Here is a 25977-nt window from a genome sequence, read left to right on the forward strand (position 1 = left end):
TTAGTTGCAGTTTAGATTAAGTGATTTTGCTTTAGTAACTTTTAGCTTGAGTTGATTAGAATATAAATTAAATTGCAACCACCGATGGTTGCGTTTGTGAGGTGAAAAATGACCGCAATGGATCCGCAATGGGCGTTACTAGCTGCCGCATTAGTGTTTATAATTACGCCAGGAATCGCACTGTTTTATGGTGGCCGTGAGCGCGCAACATCAATGGTTAATATGATGATGCTTTCCGCTGGTGCAATTGCGGTAACAACCATAGTTTGGACGCTTTGGGGCTGGTCAATGGCCTTTGCTGGCAAAGACATGATTGGCGGCGTTGTTGGAGACCCTGTAAGCGGATTGCTGCTACGCGATTCAATGGTGGCAGATCACGGCATTTTTACTTCGATGGACGCAAACACTGGTCTTGCTGGCGGAATTCCAGCGGCATTTAGACTTGCGTGCGCGGTTGTTGCTGTGGCTCTTATAACTGGAGCGCTTGCTGGTCGAGTGCGCTATGCGATTTGGCTAATATTCGTTGCTGTTTGGGTAACGCTTGTGTTTGCACCTCTTGCGCACATGGTTTGCGGAGGCGGTCTGCTTTCGCCAAATGGCGCTATATCTCAGGCTCTTGGAATCCAGGTTCATGATTTTGCAGGCGGATCTTTGTTGCACGTAGCTGCGGCAGTTTCGGCTTTAGCAATTGTGCTTATTATTGGCGGTCATGCTCATTTTCCTCTTAAGAATTTTGTTTTGCATACCAAGTCTTTTGCGACTTTGGGTGGCGCAAATTCGGAGCACAAGGGCAATTTAGTTCGCGCACTTTTGATGGAAGTCGCAAAGTCTAATAAGACTAATGATTCTGCTGCTTCTAGCGATGATTCTAAAGCTAAGGGTGATTCTTCCTTAGAAAACGCTAGCGAGCTTGCGGCTAATGGCAATTTTGCCAATGTTTCTGCACGCGCTCCGCACAATGTTCCATTTGTTGTTCTTGGAATTTTCATCATTTGGTTTGGCTGGCTTGGCTTAATGATTGGTTCTTCTGTAGGTCTTCCAGGGGTTGCTGGGTACGCGTGGGTTAGCTCAACTATTACAGCGTCTGCGTCTATGCTCGCTTGGGGTGTTACGGAACGCTTGCGCTCGGGGTGCTTTAGTGCTGTTGGTGCAGCTAGTGGAATCATGGCTGGTTTGGCCGCTAGTGCTGCCGCTGCAGACGTTATAGCGCCTTTGTGGGCGGTTGTATTGGGTGCGATTGTTGGAGTTGTTACATGCCTTGCTACGCATTCTAAGACTTTTACTCGCTACGATGGTGCGCTACACGTTGTAAGCGTAAATGGCATTGCCGCTTTTATTGGCATTCTATCTGTTGGATTATTTGCGGATGCGAGCGGATTGCTTTCTACTGGCGATTGGCATCAGCTAATTGCGCAAATATGCCTTCTTGCAATCACGATTCTTTATTCTGGAGCCGTTAGCGCGTTGCTTGCTTTTGGATTAGAGAAGCTTTTTGGTTGGAGAATATCGGAGGCTAAAGAGCGTAAGGGCGTTGATTTAGCGGATCAAGGTGAGCGTGCGTACGATTTTTCTGGTATTGCTCAAGAAAAATCTGCGATTGACGCTGAAGATAAGACGCAAATGTGACACACTCGGATTGCGCAATGTGGATAAAACTTTTAGTTATCCACATTTTAGGCGTGTTGCTGTGTATATCTATAAAAGTTGTCCACAAATGGGGGATAACTTTGTGGATATCCTGCGGATAACTTTTTTGAAATCATATTCAGTTTGCAATTCAAAAAATTTTATGATAGCGATTGCATAATTCAAGATAAATGATTCAATTACCAAAAAGGCATGAAAAGGCGTTAAATAGGCCATTATTATGAGCGATCAGAGTGAAAACGTTAACAAAAAAGACCTACTGAAACACATATTTTCTCTAGCTATTCCTACATTTGGCCAGCTTATTGCAGAACCAGCGTTTGTTTTAGTAGACACTGCAATAGTAGGTCATTTAGGTAAAACGCAATTAGCGGGGCTTTCAATAGGCTCAACCGTGCTCTTAACAACAACGGGGCTGTGCCTGTTTTTGGCGTATAACACAACAAGCCAAGTTGCAAGGCTATTGGGTGCTGGCAAAAATCGCCAAGGGCTAAGCGTTGGAATGGATGGATTGTGGCTTGCTCTCGTGCTTGGGGTTGTTCTAACGCTTGTTTTAATGGTGTTTGCGCGTTCGCTTTGTCAAAGTTTTGGCGCAAATGGCGAAACGCTTAAAAACGCGATTATTTACACTCAAACTGTTATGCCAGGTTTGCCTGCAATGTTGCTAATTTACGCTGCAAATGGCATTTTTAGAGGACTTAGCAAAGTAAAAATCACGCTTTTTGCTGCAATAAGTGGAGCTGTGCTAAACGCGATTTTAGATATTCTATTTGTGTTTGGAATGAACCTTGGCATTGCCGGGTCTGGAATAGCAACGATGATAGCGCAATGGTATATGGGCATTGTTTTAACGCTACCAGCGATTTTTTGGGCAGCTCGAGAAAAAGCACGTTTGCGTCCACAAGCGCGTAACATACTTAAAAGCGCTGGAAGTGGCGTTCCGCTGTTTATACGCACATTGGCATTACGCGCGTGCATGGTGGCAACTGTTGCAGCTGCTGCGCGACTTGGAACGAACACTTTAGCTGCATATCAAGTTGCAAATTCTTGCTGGAATTTTGTTATGAACATATTAGACGCTATAGGAATTGCAGCTCAAACAATAGTCGCCTCCGCGCTTGGAGCTGGCTTATTAAAACGCGCTAATGTAATAACAAAAGTTTGCGCACAAGTAGGAGCATTAAGTAGCGTAATCGTTGGAATTCTAATGATATCTGCAGGATGGTTATGCTCGCCGCTATTTAGTCCAAATGCAGAAGTGCAACTTTTGGTTTCAATAGGAATGACGATTCTTGGAATTTTCTTGCCGCTATCTGGATTTATGTGGGCTCTAGACGGAGTGTTAATCGGAGCTGGAGATCACAAGTATTTAGCCAAATCGTGCTCAATTACAGCAGTTGTGTATCTTATTGTAATTAGCGCGGTTTGTGTGGCAAATGTGGCTCTTTTTGCTGGAGATATTACTAAAACAATATCGCTGTGGGTTGCTCTTAACGCTGTGTATATTGGCGGACGAGCGCTTGGAAATTCGCTTAGAGTTAAAACGGATGATTGGATGAAGTGCGCAAATCTGTGACTTGTTAGGTTGATTTTTAGGTTGATTTGTGATTTGTGACTTTTAAGTTGATTCGTAAAATCGCAAAGCATTTAACTTACTATTTGTGTTAGTTTATATAAACTTTTGTTTGCGTGCTCCGTGCAGACGTTTATACTCGATTTTATGGCAGATAATGATATGTGGCAGTCAAATCGAAAAGACTCAAACCGATTAAACAACGCCAACGCTAATGTTAGCTTGTTTGACAAGGTTCCGCCTCACGACGAAGATGCGGAAATGGCCGTTTTGGGCGGAATGCTAATGAGCAAAGATGCTATTGGCGAAGTTTCGCAAATCCTAGAAACAGCAGACTTTTATATTCCAAAACATCAAACAATTTACGACGCGATTATAAGCCTGTTTTCTGGGTCGCAACCAGTAGACGTTGTTTTAGTTGCAAACGAGCTTCTAAAAGACGAAAACCTGGAGAAAATTGGCGGAGCAGACTACTTGCATAGCCTTGTAGCATGCGTTCCTACAGCAGCGAACGCGCTATATTATGCGGATATTGTGCACAAAAATGCGATTTTGCGAAACGTGATTGCTGCTGGAACAAAGATTGCGCAAATGGGGTATTCGGCTACGGGAGATCAAGCAGAAGATGTTGTGAACCTTGCGCAATCCGAAGTTTACGAGATGAGCTCTGGCAAAGTTCATCAAGATTATTCCGCTATTGGCCCAGTTGTGCAAGACGCTCTCGAGCAGTTAGACAAGTTGCAAAGTAACGAGATTGAAAAAGGTGTTCCAACAGGATTTAGAGATATTGACGACATGACGCAAGGCTTGCAACCAGGGCAAATGGTAGTCGTAGCTGGTAGGCCTGCAATGGGAAAGTCAACTCTTGGAATCGACTTCGCTCGGTCTGCAGCGTTGCATCACAATATGACAACAATCGTGTTCTCGCTAGAAATGAACAAATTGGAGCTTGCTCAAAGAATAATCGCAGCCGAAACGGATATTCCAATGACGGCAATGCATCGCGGAACTCCAGAAGACATTACAACAGATAGGTGGACTAAGCTAAATGCGTTTTGGTCAAAAATGAAAGACGCTCCGCTTTTTATAGACGATAGTCCAAATATGAGTCTTATGGAAATTCGCGCAAAATGCAGGCGACTAAAGCAAACGAACGACCTAAAGCTAGTTGTAATCGACTATTTGCAACTTATGACTTCGGGTAAAAGGGTTGAATCTAGGCAGCAAGAGGTTTCCGAGTTTTCGCGTGCGTTAAAGCTGCTTGCAAAAGAGCTAGAAGTGCCAGTTGTTGCACTAAGCCAGCTAAACCGAGGGCCAGAAATGCGAAACGATAAAAAGCCTCAGCTTTCGGATTTGCGCGAATCGGGATCTATTGAGCAAGACGCAGACGTTGTGTTTCTTGTGCATAGGCCTGATTTTTACAACAAGGAAGATCGCCCTGGCGAAGCAGACATTATTATGGCAAAGCATCGTAATGGCCCTACAGAAACGTTTAATCTAGCTTTTCTTGGAGCAACGTCTAAGTTTAAAGATATGCCGCAAGGATACCAGCCGCAATCATATGCGCAAGGAAACGATGCCGTTGGAGGCTATGATGGCCAGGCTGCTTGATGCTTTTATGCCAGCTGTAGGAAAGCTGGTTCGCGCGGTTTCTAGAGCGTTGCACCACGGTGGAAGCGCTTTACCAGGCAAAGTTGTAGAAACACTAGACCGTGGGTTTTTAGCTAGAACGCTAGGGAGTTTGCCTTACGGAGTTGTGCTAATTTCGGGAACTAATGGCAAAACTACTACGACTCGCATGGTTGCGTCTATGCTCAGAGATGCTGGATTGCGCGTGTTTACAAATCCTACGGGATCGAATTTTACGCGCGGAGTCGTGGCGTCGCTTGTGCAAGAAATGCCTGTTTTTGGCACAAAGTTAGATGCGGATATAGCTGTTTTAGAGCTTGATGAAGCTTATGCTGTGCATTTTGTAAATCAAATAAAGCCGCGCTATTCGCTTCTTCTAAACGTTATGCGAGATCAGTTAGATAGATTTGGCGAGATTGACACTACAGCTAAATTGCTGAGTAATGTTGCGCACGCGACTAAGCGAGTAGTTGTGTTAAATCGCGAAGATCCGCGAATTTCCGCGCTTTCTAAAGACGTTTTGTCGCCTTGCAAAGTAAAGTATTTTGGTTTGGATGATTCGTTAAGAAGCATGTTCCCAACCGACGACGATTTGCATAGTGATTTGGATGGCGATTTGGCTGGCGATTTGGCTGGCGATTCGCGTAGTGATTCGCATGATGATTCGCGCAATCTTCCGCATGCAGATGTTGTTTTGGCAAAAGTTGATGGCAATAAAGCTGATTTTTTGATTGATGGTCATAGAAAAACTACGAGCGTTAAGTTGCGAGGCGTGTATAACGTTTTTAATGCTGCTGCTGCGTCTACGATTGTGCGCGCTATTTTGGCGGATGCTGCTAAAAAAGATGCAACGCTCGCAAAATTCAACGACGATGCGCTTATGGATGCGATTTCTCGCGTAACGCCAGCATTTGGGCGAGGTGAAGTAATCGAAGTTAACGGCGCTCCTGTGGAGCTTGTTCTAGTGAAAAATCCTATTGGATTTAGACTTGCGCTCGCTTCTTGTAAGCCTGCAAATCATGACACAATGATTGCAATTTGCGACGAATACGCGGACGGTCGAGACATGAGCTGGCTGTGGGACGTTGATTTTACGAGCCTTAGCAGCACTGGAGTCGCTTGCGTTTCTGGCACACGCGCGTGGGATATGGCTTTGCGTTTGCAATACGACAAAGTTGCTTCTAGAAACGTGAACACTGATTTAGAAGAAGACGTTAAAGCCTTTGTAAATGGCGATTTTAGTAGCGATGATAAAAATGCAAAACGCATATATTGCACATACACTGCAATGCTTCGCGTGCGAGCTACATTGGGGCAAATCGCAAGCGTTAAAGACGTTGGAGTTGGAAAGTAAAGAAAGTAGTCGTCATGAATAATGTTAGTGATGTTAGTCAAGCGAATACTGTAGTTGCAAGCAAAGCCGAAAATCGCGTATTAGACATTGTGTCGCTATACCCAAAAGACATGAATATTTACGGTGATTATGGCAATGTGCTTACGATTATGCGTCGAGCGGAATTGTACGGTTACAAGCCTGTGCTTCACGAATACAACGTTGGCGATGATTGGCCAAAGCGAGTAGATATGATTCTTGGCGGAGGTGGTCAAGATCATGGTCAAAGTAGAGTTACGGATGATTTATTTGCGCGCGCAGACGCAATTCGTGAGCTTGCAAAAAATGGCGTTCCAATGCTTATGATTTGCGGGCTTTACCAGCTTTTTGGAGAATACTTTGAGACTATTGAAGGCCAGAAGCTTAAAGGCATAGGCATACTCGGCGAGCATACGGTTGGCCAAGACGTGCGCATGATTGGAAATCTTGTGGAGCATAGCGCCGATTTTGGAGATATTGTGGGATACGAGAACCATTCTGGGCGCACAAGTTTGCAAGATGGTACGCAGCCACTTGGATTGGTTGATGGCGAAAATTGTGGAAACAACGGCGAAGACCACACGGAAGGTGCGCGCAAATACAACGTTATCGGCACTTATATGCACGGTTCGGTTTTGCCAAAAAATCCGCGTTTGGCTGACTTTTTAATTCGTACAGCTGCGCAAAATCGTTACGGTGAATTTGCGCCAAAGCAAAGTGACGCTCAGCGCGCGGAGCTTGCCAAATTGGACGAATTAGCCGAGCGCGCTCGCAAAGTGGCCGTAACTCGTCCGCGGTAAATACAAAAGCCTGCTGAAAATCGCAAAGTGTTGCAAATCAGCAGGCTATTTCGTAGTTTTATTTCTAGCTTTTGATTCTAGTTTTCGTTTGATTTAGCTGGTGATTATTAGTCAATCAAGCCGTACAAACGATCGCCAGCGTCTCCAAGACCAGGAACAATATAAGCTTTGTCGTTCAAATGCTCATCAACAGCGCAAACAACAACCTTAAAGTCAATAGAAGGATCAATCTCCTTCTCAATGCGCTCCAAGCCTTCTGGTGCTGCCAAAATGTTAATAGCAGTAACATCTTTAGCGCCGCGCTCTGCCAAATAATGCGTAGCAGCAATAAGAGTGCCACCAGTGGCAAGCATTGGGTCCAGCAAGAAGCACTGACGACCAGTCAAATCTTCTGGTAAACGGTTAGCATAAGTGACGATGTCGAGCGTCTGCTCGTCTCGCTTCATGCCAAGGAATCCAACCTCAGCGGTTGGAAGAAGGCGAGTCATGCCGTCGAGCATACCAAGACCAGCGCGCAAAACAGGCACAACCATTGGGCGTGGACGGTTTAAATGCTTGCCAGTCATCTTGCAAATAGGAGTTTCAATCTCGCGATCGCTAACTTCCAAATTGCGTGTTGCTTCGTATGCTTCGAGAGTTACCAATTCGGAAACTAACTCGCGGAAAATATTAGATGGTGTATTCTTATCTCGCAAAACGGTGAGCTTGTGGTCCACCAGCGGATGATGTAAAACATGAAGATCCATACCTTCTAGATTAGTGCAAGCATTGCACGTTAAGCTAGCGGCGTGCCGTGATTATTTAGAAAAAATATAAACAATTGTTAATGAAGGTTGAATTTTGTGAATTGCTGGAGAATATAAAACATCTTAAAAACGCTGACTTGCGAAAGCGCCTGTCGGCGCAAACGCCGCTCGCAGCGGCAAAAAATGGAGCCCGGGGCTTAAGCACAAGCCAGCGTCACTCCCGAGTATACATGCTTTCCGATTTCAGCGCGCCGCGAATAATCTAATCAAGCTTGCCTGCTTGCCATAATTTTGCGCCGCTAGCAAAGTCTAAAGAAAGCGCGTGCATGTTTGCGCAAGTGTGTAAAACGTTGGCAATTTTTTGCGCGCTGCTGCTTTCAGAATTTTGCGTCTGGCCTAGTCTTTTTGCGTACGTGCGCATTCCGCGCGAAATAATCGCGCTAAACGCAGAAGCGCGATATAGCGCAACCGCAAAGTCGCCAGTAAACGCGCCAGAAAGAATCGAGTCTGCAAGTCGCGCAATATCTTCTTTTGTAGGAGACTCGTCAACTCCAGTAATCGCCGAAGCGCTAGTGGCCTCTGGCTCGCCAATGCGCCAATATGCAGCATAAGAGTCGCCATTTTTGCGTAGTGATGTTCTAAGCAAATACAATCGCCAAAGCATTCCAGGAAGAGACTGAGCTTCGGCTTTACTCCACAAATCCGCAATAATCTCAATGCCCTCGTTTTCTACCAAGTTAAGCACGCGCTCAACAATCTCGGGAGTTTGCGTTTTATGAACGCGGTTTAGCAAAACGGCAGCTGAAGTGTGACTAATTTCGTTTACGATTTGTGGGTCTGTGCCGCCCTCAATTTGCGCGAGCATTGCTGGGTCCATTTGTGCTGGCCTGCTAGGGCGATTTGCGCCGATTGGACTTGGCATAAACGCGGATGCGCTTGAGTGAATTGAGCCAGATTTTGAATTTAGATTAGTAGACAATTGGCAAAACCTTTTCTATGTTTATGATTTTAGGACCTTTTTTGGAGCTTACAATGTGCAAAATTACGGCACTTCCAGTAGGCATATATGGCGATTTTTGACTAAGTATGCGTTTATTTGCTTTTGGCTTAGAAATATCCCTTAAATGCGCAAAAAATGTTCCAATAATTGGGCGATGCAAGCACATAACTGTTGTTGTTTCTGTTGTTGTTTCTGTTGTTGTTTCTGTTGTGTTGCCATCGTTAGTTGCATCTATAAGATTTTTTATTTCACTTGTTAGCACGTTTAGAGTTGATTTTGGATTTTTCTCGTGAAAATCTTCTGTAAGTTCCGCCACTTTTTCTATATTGATTGAAGAGTTTTTTGCAAAAGCGTCTACAGTTTCCAAGCATCGCTTCCAAGGAGAAGAAACAATTTTGTTTGGAGCATAGCAAGCAAGCTCGCGACCGAGCGCATATGATGCGGCGGACCCAAGAGGCGTGATTGGGCGAGTGGCTTCGCTGCCTTGCCAAGCTTTTCGCGATTCCGCTTTGCCGTGACGCACAAGAATCAGCGTTTTATAATTTGCTTGCCCAGACTCGATTCGCTCAAGGAATGCGTCTAAAACAAGCTGATCACTATCGTGCGTAAGTTTTTTGCGAGCGTCTTCGGGTGTAAGCCAAATAACATTGCCGATTTCTGTAGGTTTTGCTGGTTTTATTGGGCCAAATGCTGGAAGTCGCTTTATTGCATCGCTTTCGCTGATTTCGCGCATCATCCAGTAGTGAATTCGCTTGATTACTTCTGACTGATCGTTATTTTGCGAGCCGTTTTTTGTGCTGCTTTTTATGCCGTTTTTTGCAGACGATTTTTTGCCTTCGTTTTCGAGCGGATACTCGATTTGCGCAATATGTGGTCCTAGTGTAACTGCGTAGCCAGTCTCTTCGCCAACTTCGCGCACAGCAGTGTGACGATGCGATTCATTGGCTTCGTTCTTGCCTTTTGGCCAGCTCCAATCGTTGTATTTTGGGCGGTAAACAAGGCAAAGTTCTATGTTGCTTTCGTTTAACACTTGATTACAAGCGTTGGATTCGCTGCCAACATTACCGAAATCTTTATTTGGATTTGTGATGTTCGGATTGCTTGACTTGCTTTCTTTGCTAGCAGTTTTGCGCAAGCGGTAGATGATTCCGCCAGCTGCTTCAACATATCTCTTCGCTACTGTTGCACTCATATTCACTATCTTAGCGTTTTTCTTTTGTAACTTTTAGTTATGCTTTAATCTTTTACTTTCACAACTTTTAGTTGCTGGCTTTTGTGTTTTATATTTTTAATATTTTATATTTTGTACACAGGCATGACTGATATAAAAGTGTTATGACTGTCATTTTTTCGATTTTGAATGTGATTGGCTATATTTTGACTGTGATATTACGCATTTTGACTGTGATATTGTGCATTTTGACCGTGATGCGTAGACCTATGACAGTCATTCTGACTGGATTGAGAGAACTTATGAGTATAGCTACACTTTTTCAAGTGCACACTATGGATATTGGGTGCACCTTTTAACGATAGAAAAATATATCGTTAAAAAGGTTTAAGACCGGCTTAATAGCGCGTTACATTACAATTCTTCCAGTTGCCTAGCTTGATCTCTTCTAACGTAAATAACCGCGAGTATTTGAACTTCTTTTCTATTCTCATCAACCAAAAAGTAAATGTAATAGTTTTTTACGCGTATTTTTCTAAACCCAAGCTTACCCCATGGCTGCTCATCAGTGTTCAAGTTCCTCAAAAACATTATCTATCGTATAACTATCACCTTGAATCGCCTGATCATAGCCTTTAGCCATCAAAGCATTAAATGTTTTCTCATCCATATCATCTTGTGCTGGAAGCGACTTTGGAATAGTAAGCGAAAACGGAATACCGTTATTAAGAATGATTTGACGGTAAAACATGTCAATAGCCGTAGCCCTAGGAACTCCAATCGTTTCCAGAATCTGCTCCGCCTGCTGCTTAATATTTTCTTGTATTCTCACATTCACATTCGCTGTTTTAGTAACTGCCATATCAACCAACCTCCATACACACATCATAAAATACTGTATCGCATATTGCAACACAATACATACACAACGTTGACTTCCGGCTACGAATTACCAAGCTTTTCCAATTCTTTACTCATGGGCAACTTCTCCTTTCTGATAATGGGCAAAACAAAAGCGACCAACTTTTACGGTTGGTCGCCTTTGGCTTAGTTATTATTTAGTTTTCATATCGACTGTCTTTGAACTGGCTCTTGTCTACATACAAGTCGAACGCTAAAACCGTTAATTGAATATCTACATTCATATCTTGACGATGGTACTTGCATTTCCAAATGTTTGCTTGAGGTTGGGTGTAAGATACCGTATTGGAATCAGCCCAATTCTTTATTTTAGATATGATTGCGGGGAATGATTGATTTTCTTTGTTGAAAATAATCACTGATACTTTTATATCTCGCCATGTTGAATAGTTAATAACTTGTTGGATTGCTCCTTGGAACAAACGCTCACCGTGCCATATTTTGCATTCTCCGATGAAAGCAGCCTTGTTTTCAAACTCAATATGAATATCAGTTTTTCCAATCTTTCGGAAGGTTTCTCCCGTTGCTGATTCATAATGCGTATTCAATGTTGCTAATAGATGGTCTCTGAGTTCTTCTTCGGTATTGGCAAAATATGTTCTCGCTGTTTTTTCCATAGTTGTTCCACACATCAAAATGATATTATTGATATTTTCATAATCGCCATCACTGATGCACGGTTCAGGAATTGCAGTTTTAACTGTTGGTTTCGCAGGTGATTGACGGACTATCCGTTTCAACTGGATTGGCTTGGTATTAGGCGCGTTTTTGCTCGCAGTCAATGGAATCTGTAATGCGTTGCTAATAGCGGAGAAAGAGTCTGCTTTCTTTTTTCGTTTCTCCAACAAACTCATGGCATAAACTGTAAGTCCGCTATTGAACGAAGTAACCTCGGCGTTCACATTGTCAATCATTGTCTTATAGCTACTAAATTCGTTTTCGAACTGTTTTTGCACATACTCAGCCATTGCATCACCCTTGTCTTGAAGCTCCTGCTTTGTATATTCAAAATCCAGATTGAAACTTCCGCGGTCCTCATCATGAGGACTTACAAAACTTTGCGTTGCAAATCTTGATAGAATACGTCTACTGGGTCGTAACTTGAACAGGCTTGGATCTCCGTCAAACGGGATTTTGAATCTCACTTGAACTCCGTCTATCTCAAAAAAGTCTCTTTCACCAGGATACCTTCGGAAAGTATTCGCCTTTTTGACTTTTGTTTCAGAAAGCGTTTTCTCAATATTTGTTTCAAAAATCGAAATGGGCGCAACAGAATACTTTGTTGCAAGATAATCTGCCCACTCTTCAAAATTATAAGAGACAATTTCCTCATCACTCATTTGCTCTACTTCTGTTTTCATTTTGCTGTAAAATGAAGCAAAATAGTTTTGAGAATCAATCCCATTGAAGAACTCTTTGTCGCATACCAATCCAGTTTTATAATGCATTTTCCTCACATCTCTTTCTTCAAACTAAGGCAACCAACTTTTACGGTTGGTCGCCTTTGGCTTAGTTATTATTTAGTTTTCATATCGACTGTCTTTGAACTGGCTCTTGTCTACATACAAGTCGAACGCTAAAACCGTTAATTGAATATCTACATTCATATCTTGACGATGGTACTTGCATTTCCAAATGTTTGCTTGAGGTTGGGTGTAAGATACCGTATTGGAATCAGTCCAACTCTTTATTTTATATATGATTGCGTGGAATGATTGATTTTCGGACTATAGGCCTTTATTTGTTCTTTGGCTTAATCATTCCAGCAGTTAATGCAAGTACTGCGCCAGAAATAGCTGTTCCGAAAACTGCTTTTAAGGTTTTCTTTGTGGTTTCTGCATGTTTATTTCTGCATGCCTCGCAATATTTATGTTTGTATCCTACCGGAAAGACTTTTTTACAATTCTTACTTTTACAATATTTCACTTCATCCGTTTTATTCTTCATCATCAGAACCTCCTATTAGAATCGGATTCCCAGCGCACGGAAGCGCATTAATCTTTTCTTTTATATTTGGTAGTGTCTGTGACCAGTAATTCTTAGAAGATGGGTCTATTAAATCAAGTCGTTCAACTAATCCCGGAACGGCAAGATATGTATCATTTACGAAGTCAGCAAAATAAGTCAAACTTTGGTGAGCAGCTTCATCTTCATTCATTTCTTGATAAGCCATAGCCTCGGTAAAAGAAACCATATTTACCGCACATAAGCTCTCTCTAATTTCGTTCATTCTCAAATTAATCTTTTCAGGTGAATCCCCATTAAATATCTTACCAAGTAAATCTTCTGGCTGTTCTGAAATAAACTTAACATTTGACTTCTGGCTCAACATCAATAGATTTCTGCTATCCTCAGCAGAAGCTGCAAGCTGCATTAAAGCCATAGAACGTAGTTCAGGATTCTTAATTGCCATTGCTTGTAATAATTTTTGCTGACAGCTATATGCTATTGCTAAACGGTCATATTCTTGGCCTTGTCTTACTTCTTCTACAGCAATCTGCACTACTTGTATCTGCTCTGCGATTTGTGCCATTTGCATCTGTGTTGAAAAGCTAGTCATCGCTTGTGTCATTTCAGGTGCCATCTGAACGCTTTTCAATGGAATAGTGGATACAATTTTATTAGTTTCCGGATTCACAAGGTTTGCTATAAGATAACCATCTTTCTTTGTCATCAATTTAAGCGCGCCTTTTGCAAGCTGACTCTTCTGGTCATCCGTAAGAACAGCTTGAAGTGTAACATCTGGAATTGCAGCTTTTACAGCATTTATGAAAGCTGGCGCTGAATACAGCATCTGCTCAATTCTATGAAAAGTCTGTTTTGCCTCACTCATCAATGGTCTAGCAACATCAGGCATCTGATGGAAGTGCTCAGCAATTTCTCCTCTATAATCTTCTATGTCAATTGTCTCAATTTCGTCTGCAGGTATTTCGATTACTTCTTGTTTATCCATTTGCGCATCCTCCTCTTTTCTATAATAGGCGTTGTGATTTGTGAACATGCGAAGCGGTCTTTGCTGTAAAATCCTCTTCAATGTTCACTTTTTTATTTTCAATGTTCGCTTTTTCAGAGTCAATGTTCACAAAGGTGCATTTTAGGCTGCTTGATTGAGCATAGAGCAGGTAAGTTCGTACCCCTTAGAGGCCTGCGTTAAATTGTATAGCTGTTCGTTAAATTGTTCAGGGCTGTGCGTTACGAGATTTACTAGCCTCACAGTTGGCCAAGCGACGTTCCATCCTCCGTTTTCCAGAGTGCATTTCCATTCAGCCTTGCTCCGCCTACAAAGGACGCTGATGCCGAGGGGCTGGAGAAGAGCAAATCAGCAAGCAAGGTTCCATGCTGATCAATTTTCTCGGCATAACGCTCTCGATGTTTTTCTACCGCCTTGCCTGCACTCTTCGTCAATTGAGGTGAAATACGACTGCCTGCAAATACAACAAAACCCTCAGCTGTGCGCTGACCGGTAGCTTGTGCTTGACCGTACCTGAGATAGAGAACGGGTTCATTGCTTGCGGACTCTGGCTCCGATTCTTGCGCCTGAGTCATTTCTCTAAGTGACTCAAAGAGCTTATAGCCAAGTGCTCCCATAACAATTTTGGCGTAGTCGATGTATTCTTCAAGTTCGCTTTCTTTTTCCTCGGTTATGTTGCCAGGATTAGGATCGTTGCCATTTTTTGTTTCGTAGCGTCCAACTTCTGCCGCCATGTTATAGAAGCGGTTTTCTAGGTAGCTAATCTCTGTAGGGCCGAAGCTGTTATTTGATGTGGTGAATGCAATAGCTGCTGTCCACCATCCTTCTTTTGGCCGGTTATGCTCATCGAGACGACAATGAATACCCTTTCCATTCTTGCGAACACCAGCTTGACCTACGTAACACTGTGGATTACCGGTTTCTTCATCCTCACCAAACAGAAAATAAACACCTGTCTGGTTGAGAAAGTCAATGTGCTTGGCTTGAGCAAGAAGAGTGCGTGGAATCTTGTATGCAAGTCCTGTCCAGTTAGCTAGGGTGCACTTGATAAGACCACTTGGAGTGCCGCCAATTAGGTATAAATTTAGACTTTTACCTCGTGACATAATTAGTCCCTCATACCATCTTCTTCACAATCAGGCAAAATATACGGATTTCCTTCTTTACTGTAAGTCAGATTAAAGACCAGATCCGAGAGTCATTTTTTGAACGACACATTGTCTTGGAATTGCTTAAACAGCTCCATATTGTCGGACATGATATGAGAAAATAACCTGTTGAAGTGCGCACTCACTTTCAGTCCGCGCTTCCTGCTCATCAGAATTCTTCATAGCGTTCTGGTACTGCTTATCCTTAGATGCCATTACGGGAATTTGAAGAATCTGCCTTCTGATATTGTCTTAATGCTTTAATGCTTCCAACAATATTCCCTCATAAACGAAGCAATCACCTGCGAATCTTCACCTTCATAATACTCAACAAGCAACTTCTTAAACTCAGGAACCCTATTTTCTGGAATAACCAACAAGCCATTGCCATGAGAAATCAAATAATGATTCGCAAAAATCACAGAAGCTCTCTTATTCCCATCTAAAAATATCTGCGACTTCATGCAATAAACGCATAATTCAATCGCAATATCAATAGGCTCTTTCCCTCCGACTTTATCTTCAATATTCTCACTAACTTCTTTATCTTCAACATTCTCACTATCTTTCTCACCTTCAACAATATTCCTTATTTTTTCTTTAACATCTATTTCATTAGGAATAGGCGGAATATAAGTAGAGCCACCAATCGCAACAGGAACACCCCTTATACGGCCACCGTCTAAGAAAAACCCCTCATTAACAAGCTTCGCTATATGACTAAGCATGTAATAATCAGACCTGCTTAACAAAACATCCTCGTCTAAAATAAACTCCCAAGCATGCTTCAAATTCAAGATTTTTTGAACGTCACTCGCAGAAACACCAAACACTTTCCCGTTATCTATAATCTCTTCAGTTTGAGGAAAAGTAGTAGCAACACCTTCCAAAACCGCCTGATCGTAAATATTCGACTTTAAGTTAGCCCTTGCAAAAGCAATATTGTTCACCAAATCAGCAGATAACTCACTATTAGAATATCCAGCATTCGCGAGCTGCCTTACTACAGCGCGAAGTTCTTTACGTAATTGCCTAGATTCACTTGCATTGCGAAGAAGAAGATTATACAAATCATCCGAATATACGCCAACATACGTAGACGTCAACTTTCCAGAAACACGTTTTCTGGTGTATAAATATTTTCCATCTCCACGATTTTTGATTTCAGGAGTGCCATCATAGGCAAGCAAACTCAAGCGAGCATTAAGATCAGCCTTTTTTCTAAGCAATTCTTGCACATCCTCATATTTTGCGGCCATTTTCACACTTCTTTCGCGCGTAAATTGGGGAACATTTATTTAAATAATCTACTGCTTTGTTCCCCAATAATCAAATAATGTAGGGAACTTTTTTACGATTATTTCACCGTTTTGTTCCCCAAAACACAGTTCAAGAACCGCGCCGAATCAGCTTAAAGCCGCCACTAATTAAACCTTTTAACGTTTAGCACTTACAACCACATTTCTAAACATAGCTAATCGTCGTATCAATATCCCGACAATCGTCATATCAAAAACTCGCCAATCGCTGCGACTGTGTGGATGCGTGGCTGTGTGGATGCGCGCGAAACGCGATTCGTGAGTATGCCTAAAAAAGTCGCAGCTCGTTTGAATCAGCACCGCGCATATCGTCATAATCCAAAATAAGGCAAGTAAATCCTCTATCTTGCGCAAGAACGCGCGCTTGTGGACTAATCGTTTGCGCTGCAAAAATGCCGCGAACGGGCTTAAGAAGTGGGTCGCGGTTTAGCAATTCGCAATATCGAGTAAGCTGCTCAACGCCGTCAATGCCGCCATTTCTCTTAATCTCAATAGCCACGTGAACGCCGTTAGAATCCTTAGCCATAATATCCACTGGGCCAATCGCAGTAGGGTATTCTCGTCGAACAAGCTTTGCACCTTTGCCAATGCGTTCAATTTGCTCTGCTAAGTAATGCTGCAAATGCTCTTCCACGCCGTCTTTAATAAGACCTGGATCCTCGCCTAAGTCGTAGGAAGAATCGCTATAAACGTGTTGCAAAACAATGCGAAGTATGTCGTTGCCCTTTTTTGCTGCGATTTTTAGAACAGTTCCGTTTGCAAAAACAGATTCTGTATTAGATTCTTCGCTAGATTCAATATCGGATTCGCAAGCCTCGCCAGAATCGCCAGCCTCGCCAGAATCGGCAGAATCGCCAGAATCCTTCTCAACGTGCATCGTGCACGGAGCAACCATCCAATTTAGAGGCTTGTATGAGCCAATCTCCGAAAAAATAAGCACGCTTCCGTCTTCTTTAATAAGCAAAACGCGCTTAGCTGTTGGAAGACTTGCATTAAGCCTACCAGTGTATTCTGCACTACAATCCGCAACAATAATTCGCACACAAAAAGCGTAGCATAAATCGCGTAACTACTTGCACAAAAACTATCTGCCCAAAGCCTCCGCTAAATCGCGATTCTGCCAGCGCTGATGCAACGCGCAATAGCCTCCAAAAAGCAAGAGCCAAATAAGGCCGCCAATCGCAGATCCGCGAGTGTCTTCGCTAATAAACAGCGTTATGTACACAAACACAAAGAAAGCAATCGTTAGTGAATTAAGCAGCTTATAGTGCGGCATAACAAAGCCGTCTGGCATAAAATCAGCCGAAGCGCGGTACTTTCTATGCGTAACCATAATCAAAATGTAAATCATGATTATTACTGCCGAAGACGCAGAAGCAAACACAATAAACGCGCCATGCACTCCAGGAATTGAGTTAATAATCGGCGAGAACAGTATTAGTGCAGCAGAAAAAATGATTGCTCGCGCAGGAACCTTAGTGCGCGAAACTTTGCGCAAATGCGAAAGAACAGGAGAATTAGATTCCAGAGCAATTTGATACATGTGTCTTCCTGCAGAATAAAGCAGCGAATTAAGCGCAGAAGACGCTGCCGTAATAACAACAAAGAACACAAGCGCCGAAGCCCAATGAAGCCCCGCATATTGGAAAACCATAATAAACGGAGACATATAAACGCCTTTAGAATCGGTAGCTTTAAATTGTTGCCAAGGAACAATCAGCATGATTGAAGCAAGCGCTCCAACGTAGAAAATCAAGATTCGCATAATAATCTCGTTAATCGCCTTTGGCAAAACTTGGCGAGGATTCTTAGTTTCCGAAACTGTAACGCCTACAAACTCAATAAGCTGGTATGCATAGAACACCATTTGGAAGCTCATCAAAAATGCCAGCCACCCATTTGGCATAAGTGAGAAGTTGTTGAAAATATTGTCAAATCCCGCGTGGCCTGCAGGATTTGTAACGCCACTAATCTGCGTTGCAGGGTAATGGTAGCCAATAATAACCATAACCACAGCAGTTGCAATAAGAGCCACAATCAGCGTGATTTTAATCATTGAGAACCAAAACTCTGTTTCTCCAAATAGCTTTACAGCAACCAGATTTATGCACACTAATGCAGCTAAAAACGCTACTTCTATAAGCCATTTCCAGCTGCTAACGTCTATGCCAAAAGTTTGGAAGAAAGTAACGCAATACGTGCTAACTGCCGTAATCTCACTCATGCCAATAAGCACAAGCACTATCCAATACGACCATCCTGCAAAATTGCCCCAGCCTTTGCCTAAATATCTTGTAATAAAGCTAATAAAAGTGTGCTGATTTGGGTCTTTATACATTAGCTCGCCAATGCCGCGCATAAGCAAAAACATGATTAAGCCAACAATTATGTACACCAACATAATGCTTGGGCCTGTAAGACTAATGGATTTGCCAGAACCCAGGAATAGGCCAGTGCCGATTGTTCCACCTATAGCAATGAATTGTACGTGTCTTTTTGTAAGGCTGCGCTCCATCTTGTTAGTGTGACCATTGTTAGTTTGGCCAATATCACTCATTGCTATAACTCCATTCTTTTAGACGTGAGCTTTCAATTTTATAGGAACCCTTAAATATTGGATTATTATTCAACTTTATTCCACACTTTTAAGCGAGCTTACGGGGTCAATGCGGTCCAACGCGGGATTAGTTGACCATTGAACAATCAAAGCAAAAATCAGCGTTGCAAAGCCAGCAATCGCATAGCTTAATGGAGAAACCTCAACCTCAAAATACAGTGCAGGCATCTTTAATGCGTTTGTTAGTAGACTTGCAACCAATCTTCCAAGAGGTAAGCCAACAATCACGCCGATTAGAGTAAGAGTAAACATCTCTTTATGAACGTAAGCGTGAACTTCTCTACGGTAGAATCCAAGAACTTTTAGCGTTGCCATCTCTCGCGATCGCTCCGAAATATTTGTGCTTGCTAACGTGAATAGCACGGCTAATGCTAAGCCAGCAGCCAAAGTTACTATAAGCGCTACAACAGCATTCATTAAGTCGAAGCTAAACGAATGTTTCATACGCGTAATGCTCATAACAGCTAGAATGCCGCTTCTGTTTGCAAATTGATCTGCGTAACGCATTTTTGCGTCATCATTTCCGCGAAGGCGCATCATTAGTGCATTATTCTTAACATTTTTCCCATTTTTAAAACCGAATATTCTTTCATAGCAACGAGAAGTCATATAAATGTTTGAACCAATAAGATTACGCACAATTGCGCGCAACTTCACTTTTGCACGCTTAAAACTTGAGTTTGTTATTGTAATGTAGTCTCCACTCGAAATGCCCAGCGATGATGATGCGCTTTGTGAAAGAAGCGGACCCGAGTCATCAAGCGAAATATTTTGCAAATTATTGTTAACATCTTGTAGACGAATCATTTTAGACAATGTTGACGAATCTTTAACAACTACGATTTGCACGCTTTCGGAATCTTCAACGCTGCTATTATGTGATTTGCTGTTAGATTTGCTGTTGGATTTACTATTAGAATTACCATTATTCGCATTGCTTTTTGCGATTTCTCCAGAGCTAATGTAGGCAGGCAAAATGGTATCAACAAGATTGTTGGATTTATCTTTTTGCACGCTTTTCTTCATATTTTGGAATGCATCTGGAGTGGAAATAGAAATCATATCGTAGTGGTAAATGCCGTCATATTGGCGTATTCCAAGAGTTGCTACAGTATCGTTTAACGCTAAAGCACATACGATTAATGCCGTGCAACCAGCTACGCCGCCAATCGTCATAAATAATCTGCTTTTAAAACGAGCTAGATTTCTTATAGATACTTTGTTTAGGAAGCTTAGACGATTCCAAATAAAAGGTAATCGTTCAAGAATCACGCGAGCTCCAGCTTTTGGAGATTTTGGACGCAGTAATGTTGCTGGAACTTGCTTGGTCTCTTTCCAACTTACGATTATTGTGCATATTGCAACTGGTATTACAAACGCGAGCACACAAAGCGAGCCGTAAAGCCAGTCGTATCGCAAAACAACTCCTGGCACTGTGTACAATCCGCGCAAAATCTTAAGCAATAAGGATGGAATTGCTAAGAATCCCAGAATATCGCCTATGCCACCGCCTATAAAGCATGCAAAAATCGCAAAGAAAGCGTGCCTTGTTATTGCTGCGCAACGTCCATAACCTAAGCTTAAGTACGTTCCTATTAGCGCTCGTTCTTCTTCTACCATTCTTGCCATGGCTGTAAGGCTCATCATCATTGCCACTACAAGAAAAAGCACTGGGAAGGCATATCCAAGTGACTGAATTGAAGCTACGTCGGATCGCAAGCGAGCATAGCTTCCATTTTCAACGCGAGTAGCAATATACCATTTTGCTTTAGGAACGTTCTTTTTTACTTCTGGCTTAATTTTTGCGTAAATCTGCGCGCGAGCCTTAGCTAAAACCGAGTCGGGAGCGTTTTTAAGCATTGGCATGTTGGCTATAGTTTGATTTACTTTTTGATTAGTTTGGTCTTCTATAACTTGATTTCTGCGCGTTTTTTGGCAATCGCTTTGTACGCTATTTTTAATCTGATTTGAAGCATCTGCCACAATTGCGCGATACTTTTGCGAAAAATCATTAATGCGGCTAGGCTTTGCCAATCGCACCGATATAGATGTGTATGGGTGGTTATTAGTGCTTTTGCTAGCAGCAGATGTGAAAATTGAATATCTCGATATAACAGAGTTGCGGAAAGCTTTTGACTGATACCCGTTTGGATTGTCTAAATCGTTAACATCCAACACGCTTCCTGTGATTAAAATCTTATATTTTTGCTTTTGACTAGTACCATTAGCTAAACCAGAGTTCTGTTGCACACTTAAAAACAGCGTACTACCTATATTCAATCCACTATCGTGCAAAAATCGTTCAGTTACGGCAGCTTGACGATTATTAGTTGGCATATTGCCGTGCAGTAGATGCAGTCGATTTAGATTTTTAGAATTGTGATTATATTGAACGAGGTTCATTGCGTAAGACAAACTGGCATTATTTAGCGGGTGGGCGGTGGCTTTAAAAGACTTTTCGCCCTCGGCTTCGCTAACAATGGGCAATTTTTTGATTGCTTTAACATCGTTTTTAGTTAATCCAAGAGTAGATACGATTTGCAAGTCGTAAGCTTTGAGATTTGTGTAAACATTGTTTGCGCCAAGAAGCATATCGTTGCAGCCTGCGTAGATGCCTGTCATAACAGCAACCCCAAGCATTGCTATAACTGCTAGTATGCAAAAACGGCGCCATTCATGAATCCACATTCGTACGGCGCTAATAAAAACTATTGGCAAAATGGAGTGTGCGCGCTTAGTGCGAATCGCAGTTTTACGCTTGATTATCTTGGATTTTACGGTTTTGTTATTCACTATAAATCACCACTCTGCATCACCCTTCTGCATTACCACTCAATGTTTGCGATTGCAGCGGGATTTTCTTGAACAGTTTCGCTTACGACTTTCCCAGAATGGAATCGCACAACTTTGTGTGCCATAGGAGCAAGTGCAGCGTTATGCGTAATTATAAGAACCGTCATGCCTTCTTTTTGGCAAATATCTTGAAGTAATTGCAAAACAGCTTTTCCAGTTTCGTAATCTAATGCTCCGGTTGGCTCGTCGCATAAAAGCAGCTTAGGTTTTTTAGCTAGTGCGCGCGCAATAGAAACTCGTTGCTGCTCGCCGCCCGAAAGCTGGGCTGGAAAATTGTTAAGTCTGTTTTCCAAACCTACGTCAATAAGTGTTTGAGCTGGGTCAAAATGATCCGCGCAAATCTGGGAAGCAAGCTCCACGTTTTCTAATGCCGTTAAATTTGGAACAAGATTATAAAATTGAAAAACAAATCCAATATCTTCTCTTCGATACTTTACAAGCCCACGGCCATTTAGCTTTGTAACATTTAAATCGCCAACAGTTACGTTACCGCTTGTTGCTGTATCCATACCGCCTAAAATATTCAATGCTGTAGTTTTTCCGGCTCCCGAAGCGCCTAAAATAACGGTTAGTTTGCCGCGCTCGGCTGTAAAACTGGCATCATCTAGCGCTCGCACGACGCCTGTACCAGATGGGTACTCTTTTACAACATGATCAAATGTTATGTATGCCAAAATTACACCTTACTTATAGGACTTTTCTGGGTTTGCTGGGTTTGCGGATGCTTTATTGGAATAGTGATACGCCGCGTCTTGCAGTACAATATGCGTTGCCAAGCCAAGTGTGCCTTGAATTTGGCCAAACAGCGCCAAGACGTGCGGCTCCTTGACTTATCCAAATACTTGGAACTCTTCCATCGGAGCTTTTTGAGCCTAAAAGATTAAATCCATTCTTACTCTCAAGCCAATCAGGATGCTGCGTTGCAATCGCTAATCCTTCTTCTAAAGTCAAAGGAAGGCGCTCGTCGGAGTCTATAAGCTTTCTGGCAACATCTGGCTCGCGATTCAAATACGATGTACCCGTATGCGGATCAATCGCAAGGTAAAATGGCCCTTCTGGAGGCTCAAAACCATCTTGTGGCAAGAAGCTAGCTATATCTCGAGGCGGCATTGTTGTAAACCCAGCCATTCGCTCAATGCTAGTTCGAGAAATCAAAGATTCTGGCGAAACCAGCTCGCGAGTAGGCACAAGAAGAATGTTTGTTCCTAAATCGCTTTGCTCAAGCGCGCGAATAAGCGGCAATGCTAAAGCGCGGAACGCCGCTGCACTCATATCTGCAACATCTGGGTAGCCAAGGGCCACAATGCGGTCAAGCTGCTTTTGTATTTCTTGCGAAGCAATAGACATAGTTACATTTTACGTAAAATTTTCTACAATCGCGAGTGCGACCTAGCTCGATTAATACGCAAATCCGCGCTTTTTAGCTACGATTTCTGCTAATTGTACAGCGTTAAGCGCAGCGCCTTTGCGAAGATTGTCGTTTGTAATAAACATTGCTAATCCGCGCTTTCCATCAACTGCTTGGTCTTGGCGAATGCGTCCAACGTAGCTTGCGGACTTTCCTGCAGCAAGCTGAGGAGTAGGAATATCGTCTAGCGCAACGCCAGCGGCCGATTTCAACACATCGCGAGCCATCTCTGGAGTTACATCGCGATTAAATTCGGCATTAATGCTCATTCCGTGGCCTGTAAAAACTCCTACGCGCACGCATGTGCAGCTTGCTGCAAGATTTGGCAAGTGCAAAATCTTACGACTTTCGTTGCGAAGCTTTTGCTCCTCGTCGGTTTCTTGCGATCCGTCATCAACAATCGCGCCAATAAATGGCACAACGTTGAATGCGATTGTGCGCGCAACTTTTGTTGGTTGCGGAAAATCAATCGCATCTCCATCAAACACAAGCTTATCCGCTCCCTGATCTAAAGCCGCTTGCGCTTCGTTCATAAGTTGCAACGCGCCAGCTCTGCCAGCTCCCGAAACCGCCTGGTAAGAAGATACAATAAGTCGTTTTAGGCCAAAAGCTTTAGAAAGTGGTTTTAGAACAGGCATGCACGCCATTGTTGTGCAATTTGGATTAGCAACAATCCCACGCGGAATATCGTTCAAATCTTGCGGATTTACTTCTGCAACAACCAGTGGCACATCGTTATGCATACGCCATTGAGAAGAGTTGTCGATTACTATTGCGCCAGCATCCGCAAATCGCGGCGCCCACACTTTGGATGTTCCGCCGCCTGCAGAGAAAATCGCAATATCTATTCCGCTTAAATCTGCTTTTTCTACGTCTTCTACAACAACATCTTTGCCGCGATAGTTCAAAACAGTTCCAGCAGAGTGTGCGGAAGCCAAAAATCGCAAGTTTTTAATTGGAAAATCGCGCTCGTCTAATACGCGGCGCATAACCATTCCGACTTGGCCAGTGGCGCCTAAAACCGCAAGGTTTACGCCCGTGTTGCTTATAATTGCCATTTTGTCTCCCTTATTCTGCGATTATTTTGCGATTTTCTTTGATTTTTGCGATTATTTAAGCGTGATTTTTGCGTGATTTTGCGTGATTTTTGCGCGCGATTAGCGTCCGCTTCCTCCATAAACAACAGCTTCGACTTTGCTTGCGTCTAATCCGTAGGCTGTGTGAAGTGCGCGAACCGCCTCGTCGAGCTGCTTTACTGGAACAATCGCCGCAATGCGAATCTCGGATGTGGAAATCATAAGAATATTAATTCCGTGATCGCTTAGAGCTGTAAAGAAGGTGGCTGCAAGACCAGAATAGGTTTTCATTCCAACGCCAACAACTGCGACTTTTCCAACAGAAGGGTCCACGTCCATAGACGTAAATTGCAATTCGCCGCGCGCTCCCTGCAAAACCTTGCAAACGGCGTCTAAAGCCGAGCTTGGAGCTGTAAGAGATATGTCTGCCGTCTCTGTGGATGCGCTTGCCTGGGCAATCATGTCTATGTTAACGTCTGCAGCAGCAAGAGTTGTAAATACTTTTGCAGCGTTTCCAGGCTTATCGGGAACTCCTCGAAGAGTAATCATAGACTCGCTTCTATCGTGCGCAACGCCAGAAATCACAGGTGTCTCTGGGCCTAAGTCTGGGAATAGATCGCCCATTGTTGAACGAATATCTACATTTGCTATTTTATTTGCCATTTTTGCCGCCTTCTGTCTATTGCCTATGTCTATTGTCTTTTCTTATTTACTTTGTATTATTTACCGTCTTATTTTGTGTCTTATTTTGTGTCTTATGCCTATATCTTTTAATAAATAATTAACTTAGATTTGGCAGGCTCTTTGGATCTACGCCATTAGGAACAACCAAAGTGCCATTTCTGTGCGAAAACGAGCTGCGAACATGCAATGGCATGCTAAATCGTTGCGCATATTCAACGCATCGCAAAGCCAAAACGCGCGATCCGCAAGACGACATTTCTAGCATTGAATCGTAGTCAATAACGGGGATTCGCTTTGCTGTTGGAACGATTCTAGGGTCTGCTGTAAAAACGCCATCAACGTCTGTGTAAATCTCGCAAATATCCGCACCCAAAGCTACAGCCAGAGCCACTGCCGAAGTATCTGAGCCGCCTCGACCAAGCGTTGTGTCGTCGCCAATCTCGCTGATTCCTTGGAATCCTGCAACAATAGCAACACTGCCTTTTTTAAGCGCGTGTTGAACGCGATCTGGCTTAACAGCGCGAATATGCGCCGCTCCGAATTGCGCGTCCGTCATAAAACCAGCTTGCGAGCCTGTAAAAGAGTATGCATGCGAGCCTTGCGCGTGAATCGCCATTGCTAGAAGGCTCATAGAAATGCGCTCTCCTGCAGTCATAAGCATATCCATCTCTCGTGCAGGCGGATGCGCATTTACGCTCATTGCTTGGTCAATCAGATTGTCTGTTGTGTCTCCCATAGCCGAAACAACAACCGCAACGTCGTTTCCAGCAGCTTTTGTATCGAGAATCCTTTTTGCTACGCGTTGAATTGCGTCCGTGTCTTCTACAGACGAACCGCCGTATTTCTGCACTATAAGAGCCACTCTAACCCCTTATGTTCAGCCGTATGCTTCTAAAGCACGCGCGTTAGAAGAACTAATCTAAAATCAGACTACAAAATCAGATTACCAAGCGTGCTCTATTTATTTTTATTTATTTTTATTTTGCAATATATTAGTGGCGTGCATTCTGGCTAGCGGTTGCTTGCGACTTTTCCGTGCGCA

23 protein-coding genes are annotated in these 25977 nt (G+C 42.9%); 5 read left to right on the forward strand and 18 right to left on the reverse strand.

What is annotated here, in order from left to right; translation table 11 throughout:
• Positions 1 to 108 precede the first annotated feature (108 nt).
• From D0T20_RS00510 to D0T20_RS00530, 5 genes are all read left to right on the forward strand, one after another.
• Positions 109 to 1626: an ammonium transporter gene (locus D0T20_RS00510; RefSeq protein ID WP_016635483.1), complete on the forward strand. Its 1518-nt coding sequence runs from the start codon at positions 109 to 111 to the stop codon at positions 1624 to 1626.
• Between the two features lie 241 nt (positions 1627 to 1867).
• A complete protein-coding gene (locus tag D0T20_RS00515) occupies positions 1868 to 3223 on the forward strand; it encodes an MATE family efflux transporter (protein WP_018620626.1) in 1356 nt (451 codons plus the stop codon).
• 144 nt (positions 3224 to 3367) lie between these two features.
• Complete coding sequence (dnaB, locus tag D0T20_RS00520) at positions 3368 to 4831, forward strand: replicative DNA helicase (protein WP_032839990.1); 1464 nt, start codon at positions 3368 to 3370, stop codon at positions 4829 to 4831.
• Complete coding sequence (locus D0T20_RS00525) at positions 4815 to 6203, forward strand: Mur ligase family protein (RefSeq protein WP_198684166.1); 1389 nt, start codon at positions 4815 to 4817, stop codon at positions 6201 to 6203. The genes dnaB and D0T20_RS00525 overlap by 17 nt, the downstream gene beginning before the upstream one ends.
• Positions 6204 to 6217: 14 nt before the next feature.
• On the forward strand, positions 6218 to 7021 hold the full coding sequence (locus D0T20_RS00530; RefSeq protein ID WP_101889489.1) for a type 1 glutamine amidotransferase: 804 nt from the start codon (positions 6218 to 6220) through the stop codon (positions 7019 to 7021).
• A gap of 107 nt (positions 7022 to 7128) precedes the next feature.
• On the opposite strand, the gene upp is transcribed toward D0T20_RS00530, so the two are convergent.
• From upp to D0T20_RS00625, 18 genes are all read right to left on the reverse strand, one after another.
• A complete protein-coding gene (gene upp, locus D0T20_RS00535; protein ID WP_004120306.1) occupies positions 7129 to 7767 on the reverse strand; it encodes a uracil phosphoribosyltransferase in 639 nt (212 codons plus the stop codon).
• A gap of 262 nt (positions 7768 to 8029) precedes the next feature.
• On the reverse strand, positions 8030 to 8689 hold the full coding sequence (locus tag D0T20_RS00545) for a hypothetical protein (protein ID WP_016801838.1): 660 nt from the start codon (positions 8687 to 8689) through the stop codon (positions 8030 to 8032).
• 46 nt (positions 8690 to 8735) lie between these two features.
• Positions 8736 to 9959: an NUDIX hydrolase gene (locus D0T20_RS00550; RefSeq protein ID WP_116438105.1), complete on the reverse strand. Its 1224-nt coding sequence runs from the start codon at positions 9957 to 9959 to the stop codon at positions 8736 to 8738.
• 393 nt (positions 9960 to 10352) lie between these two features.
• Entirely contained in the window at positions 10353 to 10514 is a 162-nt protein-coding gene (locus D0T20_RS06360) for a hypothetical protein (protein ID WP_205412671.1), read from the reverse strand.
• Positions 10504 to 10800 (reverse strand): type II toxin-antitoxin system RelB/DinJ family antitoxin, encoded by a 297-nt coding sequence (locus D0T20_RS00555; RefSeq protein ID WP_162862644.1) that lies wholly within the window; start codon positions 10798 to 10800, stop codon positions 10504 to 10506. The genes D0T20_RS06360 and D0T20_RS00555 overlap by 11 nt, the downstream gene beginning before the upstream one ends.
• 196 nt (positions 10801 to 10996) lie before the next feature.
• Entirely contained in the window at positions 10997 to 12316 is a 1320-nt protein-coding gene (locus D0T20_RS00560) for a hypothetical protein (protein ID WP_162862645.1), read from the reverse strand.
• Positions 12317 to 12596: 280 nt separating this feature from the next.
• Positions 12597 to 12809: a hypothetical protein gene (locus tag D0T20_RS00565; RefSeq protein WP_016635898.1), complete on the reverse strand. Its 213-nt coding sequence runs from the start codon at positions 12807 to 12809 to the stop codon at positions 12597 to 12599.
• On the reverse strand, positions 12796 to 13812 hold the full coding sequence (locus D0T20_RS00570) for a hypothetical protein (protein ID WP_032815502.1): 1017 nt from the start codon (positions 13810 to 13812) through the stop codon (positions 12796 to 12798). Before D0T20_RS00570 ends, D0T20_RS00565 begins: the two co-directional genes overlap by 14 nt.
• A gap of 257 nt (positions 13813 to 14069) precedes the next feature.
• Positions 14070 to 14936: a GIY-YIG nuclease family protein gene (locus D0T20_RS00575; protein WP_116438107.1), complete on the reverse strand. Its 867-nt coding sequence runs from the start codon at positions 14934 to 14936 to the stop codon at positions 14070 to 14072.
• A 302-nt stretch (positions 14937 to 15238) separates the two neighbouring features.
• Positions 15239 to 16237: a DUF6788 family protein gene (locus tag D0T20_RS00585; RefSeq protein ID WP_116438108.1), complete on the reverse strand. Its 999-nt coding sequence runs from the start codon at positions 16235 to 16237 to the stop codon at positions 15239 to 15241.
• Positions 16238 to 16565: 328 nt separating this feature from the next.
• On the reverse strand, positions 16566 to 17339 hold the full coding sequence (gene nucS / locus D0T20_RS00590) for an endonuclease NucS (RefSeq protein WP_116438109.1): 774 nt from the start codon (positions 17337 to 17339) through the stop codon (positions 16566 to 16568).
• Positions 17340 to 17381: 42 nt separating this feature from the next.
• Positions 17382 to 18854, reverse strand: coding sequence for an amino acid permease (locus D0T20_RS00595; RefSeq protein WP_116438110.1), 1473 nt, complete (start codon positions 18852 to 18854; stop codon positions 17382 to 17384).
• 75 nt (positions 18855 to 18929) lie between these two features.
• Entirely contained in the window at positions 18930 to 21707 is a 2778-nt protein-coding gene (locus D0T20_RS00600) for an ABC transporter permease (protein WP_116438111.1), read from the reverse strand.
• 32 nt (positions 21708 to 21739) lie between these two features.
• Entirely contained in the window at positions 21740 to 22441 is a 702-nt protein-coding gene (locus tag D0T20_RS00605; protein WP_116438112.1) for an ABC transporter ATP-binding protein, read from the reverse strand.
• 52 nt (positions 22442 to 22493) lie between these two features.
• Positions 22494 to 23114 (reverse strand): DUF5701 family protein, encoded by a 621-nt coding sequence (locus D0T20_RS00610; protein WP_004131086.1) that lies wholly within the window; start codon positions 23112 to 23114, stop codon positions 22494 to 22496.
• Positions 23115 to 23165: 51 nt separating this feature from the next.
• Complete coding sequence (locus D0T20_RS00615; RefSeq protein ID WP_116438113.1) at positions 23166 to 24233, reverse strand: aspartate-semialdehyde dehydrogenase; 1068 nt, start codon at positions 24231 to 24233, stop codon at positions 23166 to 23168.
• Between the two features lie 99 nt (positions 24234 to 24332).
• The gene (locus tag D0T20_RS00620; RefSeq protein WP_004132324.1) at positions 24333 to 24914 is read right to left on the reverse strand and encodes an ACT domain-containing protein; all 582 of its coding nucleotides are present in this window, start codon (positions 24912 to 24914) and stop codon (positions 24333 to 24335) included.
• A gap of 118 nt (positions 24915 to 25032) precedes the next feature.
• On the reverse strand, positions 25033 to 25797 hold the full coding sequence (locus tag D0T20_RS00625) for an aspartate kinase (RefSeq protein WP_004131083.1): 765 nt from the start codon (positions 25795 to 25797) through the stop codon (positions 25033 to 25035).
• Between the last annotated feature and the right edge of the window lie 180 nt (positions 25798 to 25977).

This window comes from Gardnerella piotii (assembly GCF_003397585.1).
GTDB classification, from domain to species: domain Bacteria; phylum Actinomycetota; class Actinomycetes; order Actinomycetales; family Bifidobacteriaceae; genus Bifidobacterium; species Bifidobacterium piotii.

Coding starts and splice junctions, on each gene's coding strand:
- D0T20_RS00510 (WP_016635483.1), top strand. CDS start 109: ATGACCGCAATGGATCCGCAATGGGCGTTACTAGCTGCCGCATTAGTG.
- D0T20_RS00515 (WP_018620626.1), top strand. CDS start 1,868: ATGAGCGATCAGAGTGAAAACGTTAACAAAAAAGACCTACTGAAACAC.
- dnaB (WP_032839990.1), top strand. CDS start 3,368: ATGGCAGATAATGATATGTGGCAGTCAAATCGAAAAGACTCAAACCGA.
- D0T20_RS00525 (WP_198684166.1), top strand. CDS start 4,815: ATGGCCAGGCTGCTTGATGCTTTTATGCCAGCTGTAGGAAAGCTGGTT.
- D0T20_RS00530 (WP_101889489.1), top strand. CDS start 6,218: ATGAATAATGTTAGTGATGTTAGTCAAGCGAATACTGTAGTTGCAAGC.
- upp (WP_004120306.1), bottom strand. CDS start 7,767: ATGGATCTTCATGTTTTACATCATCCGCTGGTGGACCACAAGCTCACC.
- D0T20_RS00545 (WP_016801838.1), bottom strand. CDS start 8,689: ATGCCAAGTCCAATCGGCGCAAATCGCCCTAGCAGGCCAGCACAAATG.
- D0T20_RS00550 (WP_116438105.1), bottom strand. CDS start 9,959: ATGAGTGCAACAGTAGCGAAGAGATATGTTGAAGCAGCTGGCGGAATC.
- D0T20_RS00555 (WP_162862644.1), bottom strand. CDS start 10,800: ATGGCAGTTACTAAAACAGCGAATGTGAATGTGAGAATACAAGAAAAT.
- D0T20_RS00565 (WP_016635898.1), bottom strand. CDS start 12,809: ATGATGAAGAATAAAACGGATGAAGTGAAATATTGTAAAAGTAAGAAT.
- D0T20_RS00570 (WP_032815502.1), bottom strand. CDS start 13,812: ATGGATAAACAAGAAGTAATCGAAATACCTGCAGACGAAATTGAGACA.
- D0T20_RS00575 (WP_116438107.1), bottom strand. CDS start 14,936: ATGTCACGAGGTAAAAGTCTAAATTTATACCTAATTGGCGGCACTCCA.
- D0T20_RS00585 (WP_116438108.1), bottom strand. CDS start 16,237: ATGGCCGCAAAATATGAGGATGTGCAAGAATTGCTTAGAAAAAAGGCT.
- D0T20_RS00595 (WP_116438110.1), bottom strand. CDS start 18,854: ATGAGTGATATTGGCCAAACTAACAATGGTCACACTAACAAGATGGAG.
- D0T20_RS00610 (WP_004131086.1), bottom strand. CDS start 23,114: ATGTCTATTGCTTCGCAAGAAATACAAAAGCAGCTTGACCGCATTGTG.
- D0T20_RS00615 (WP_116438113.1), bottom strand. CDS start 24,233: ATGGCAATTATAAGCAACACGGGCGTAAACCTTGCGGTTTTAGGCGCC.
- D0T20_RS00620 (WP_004132324.1), bottom strand. CDS start 24,914: ATGGCAAATAAAATAGCAAATGTAGATATTCGTTCAACAATGGGCGAT.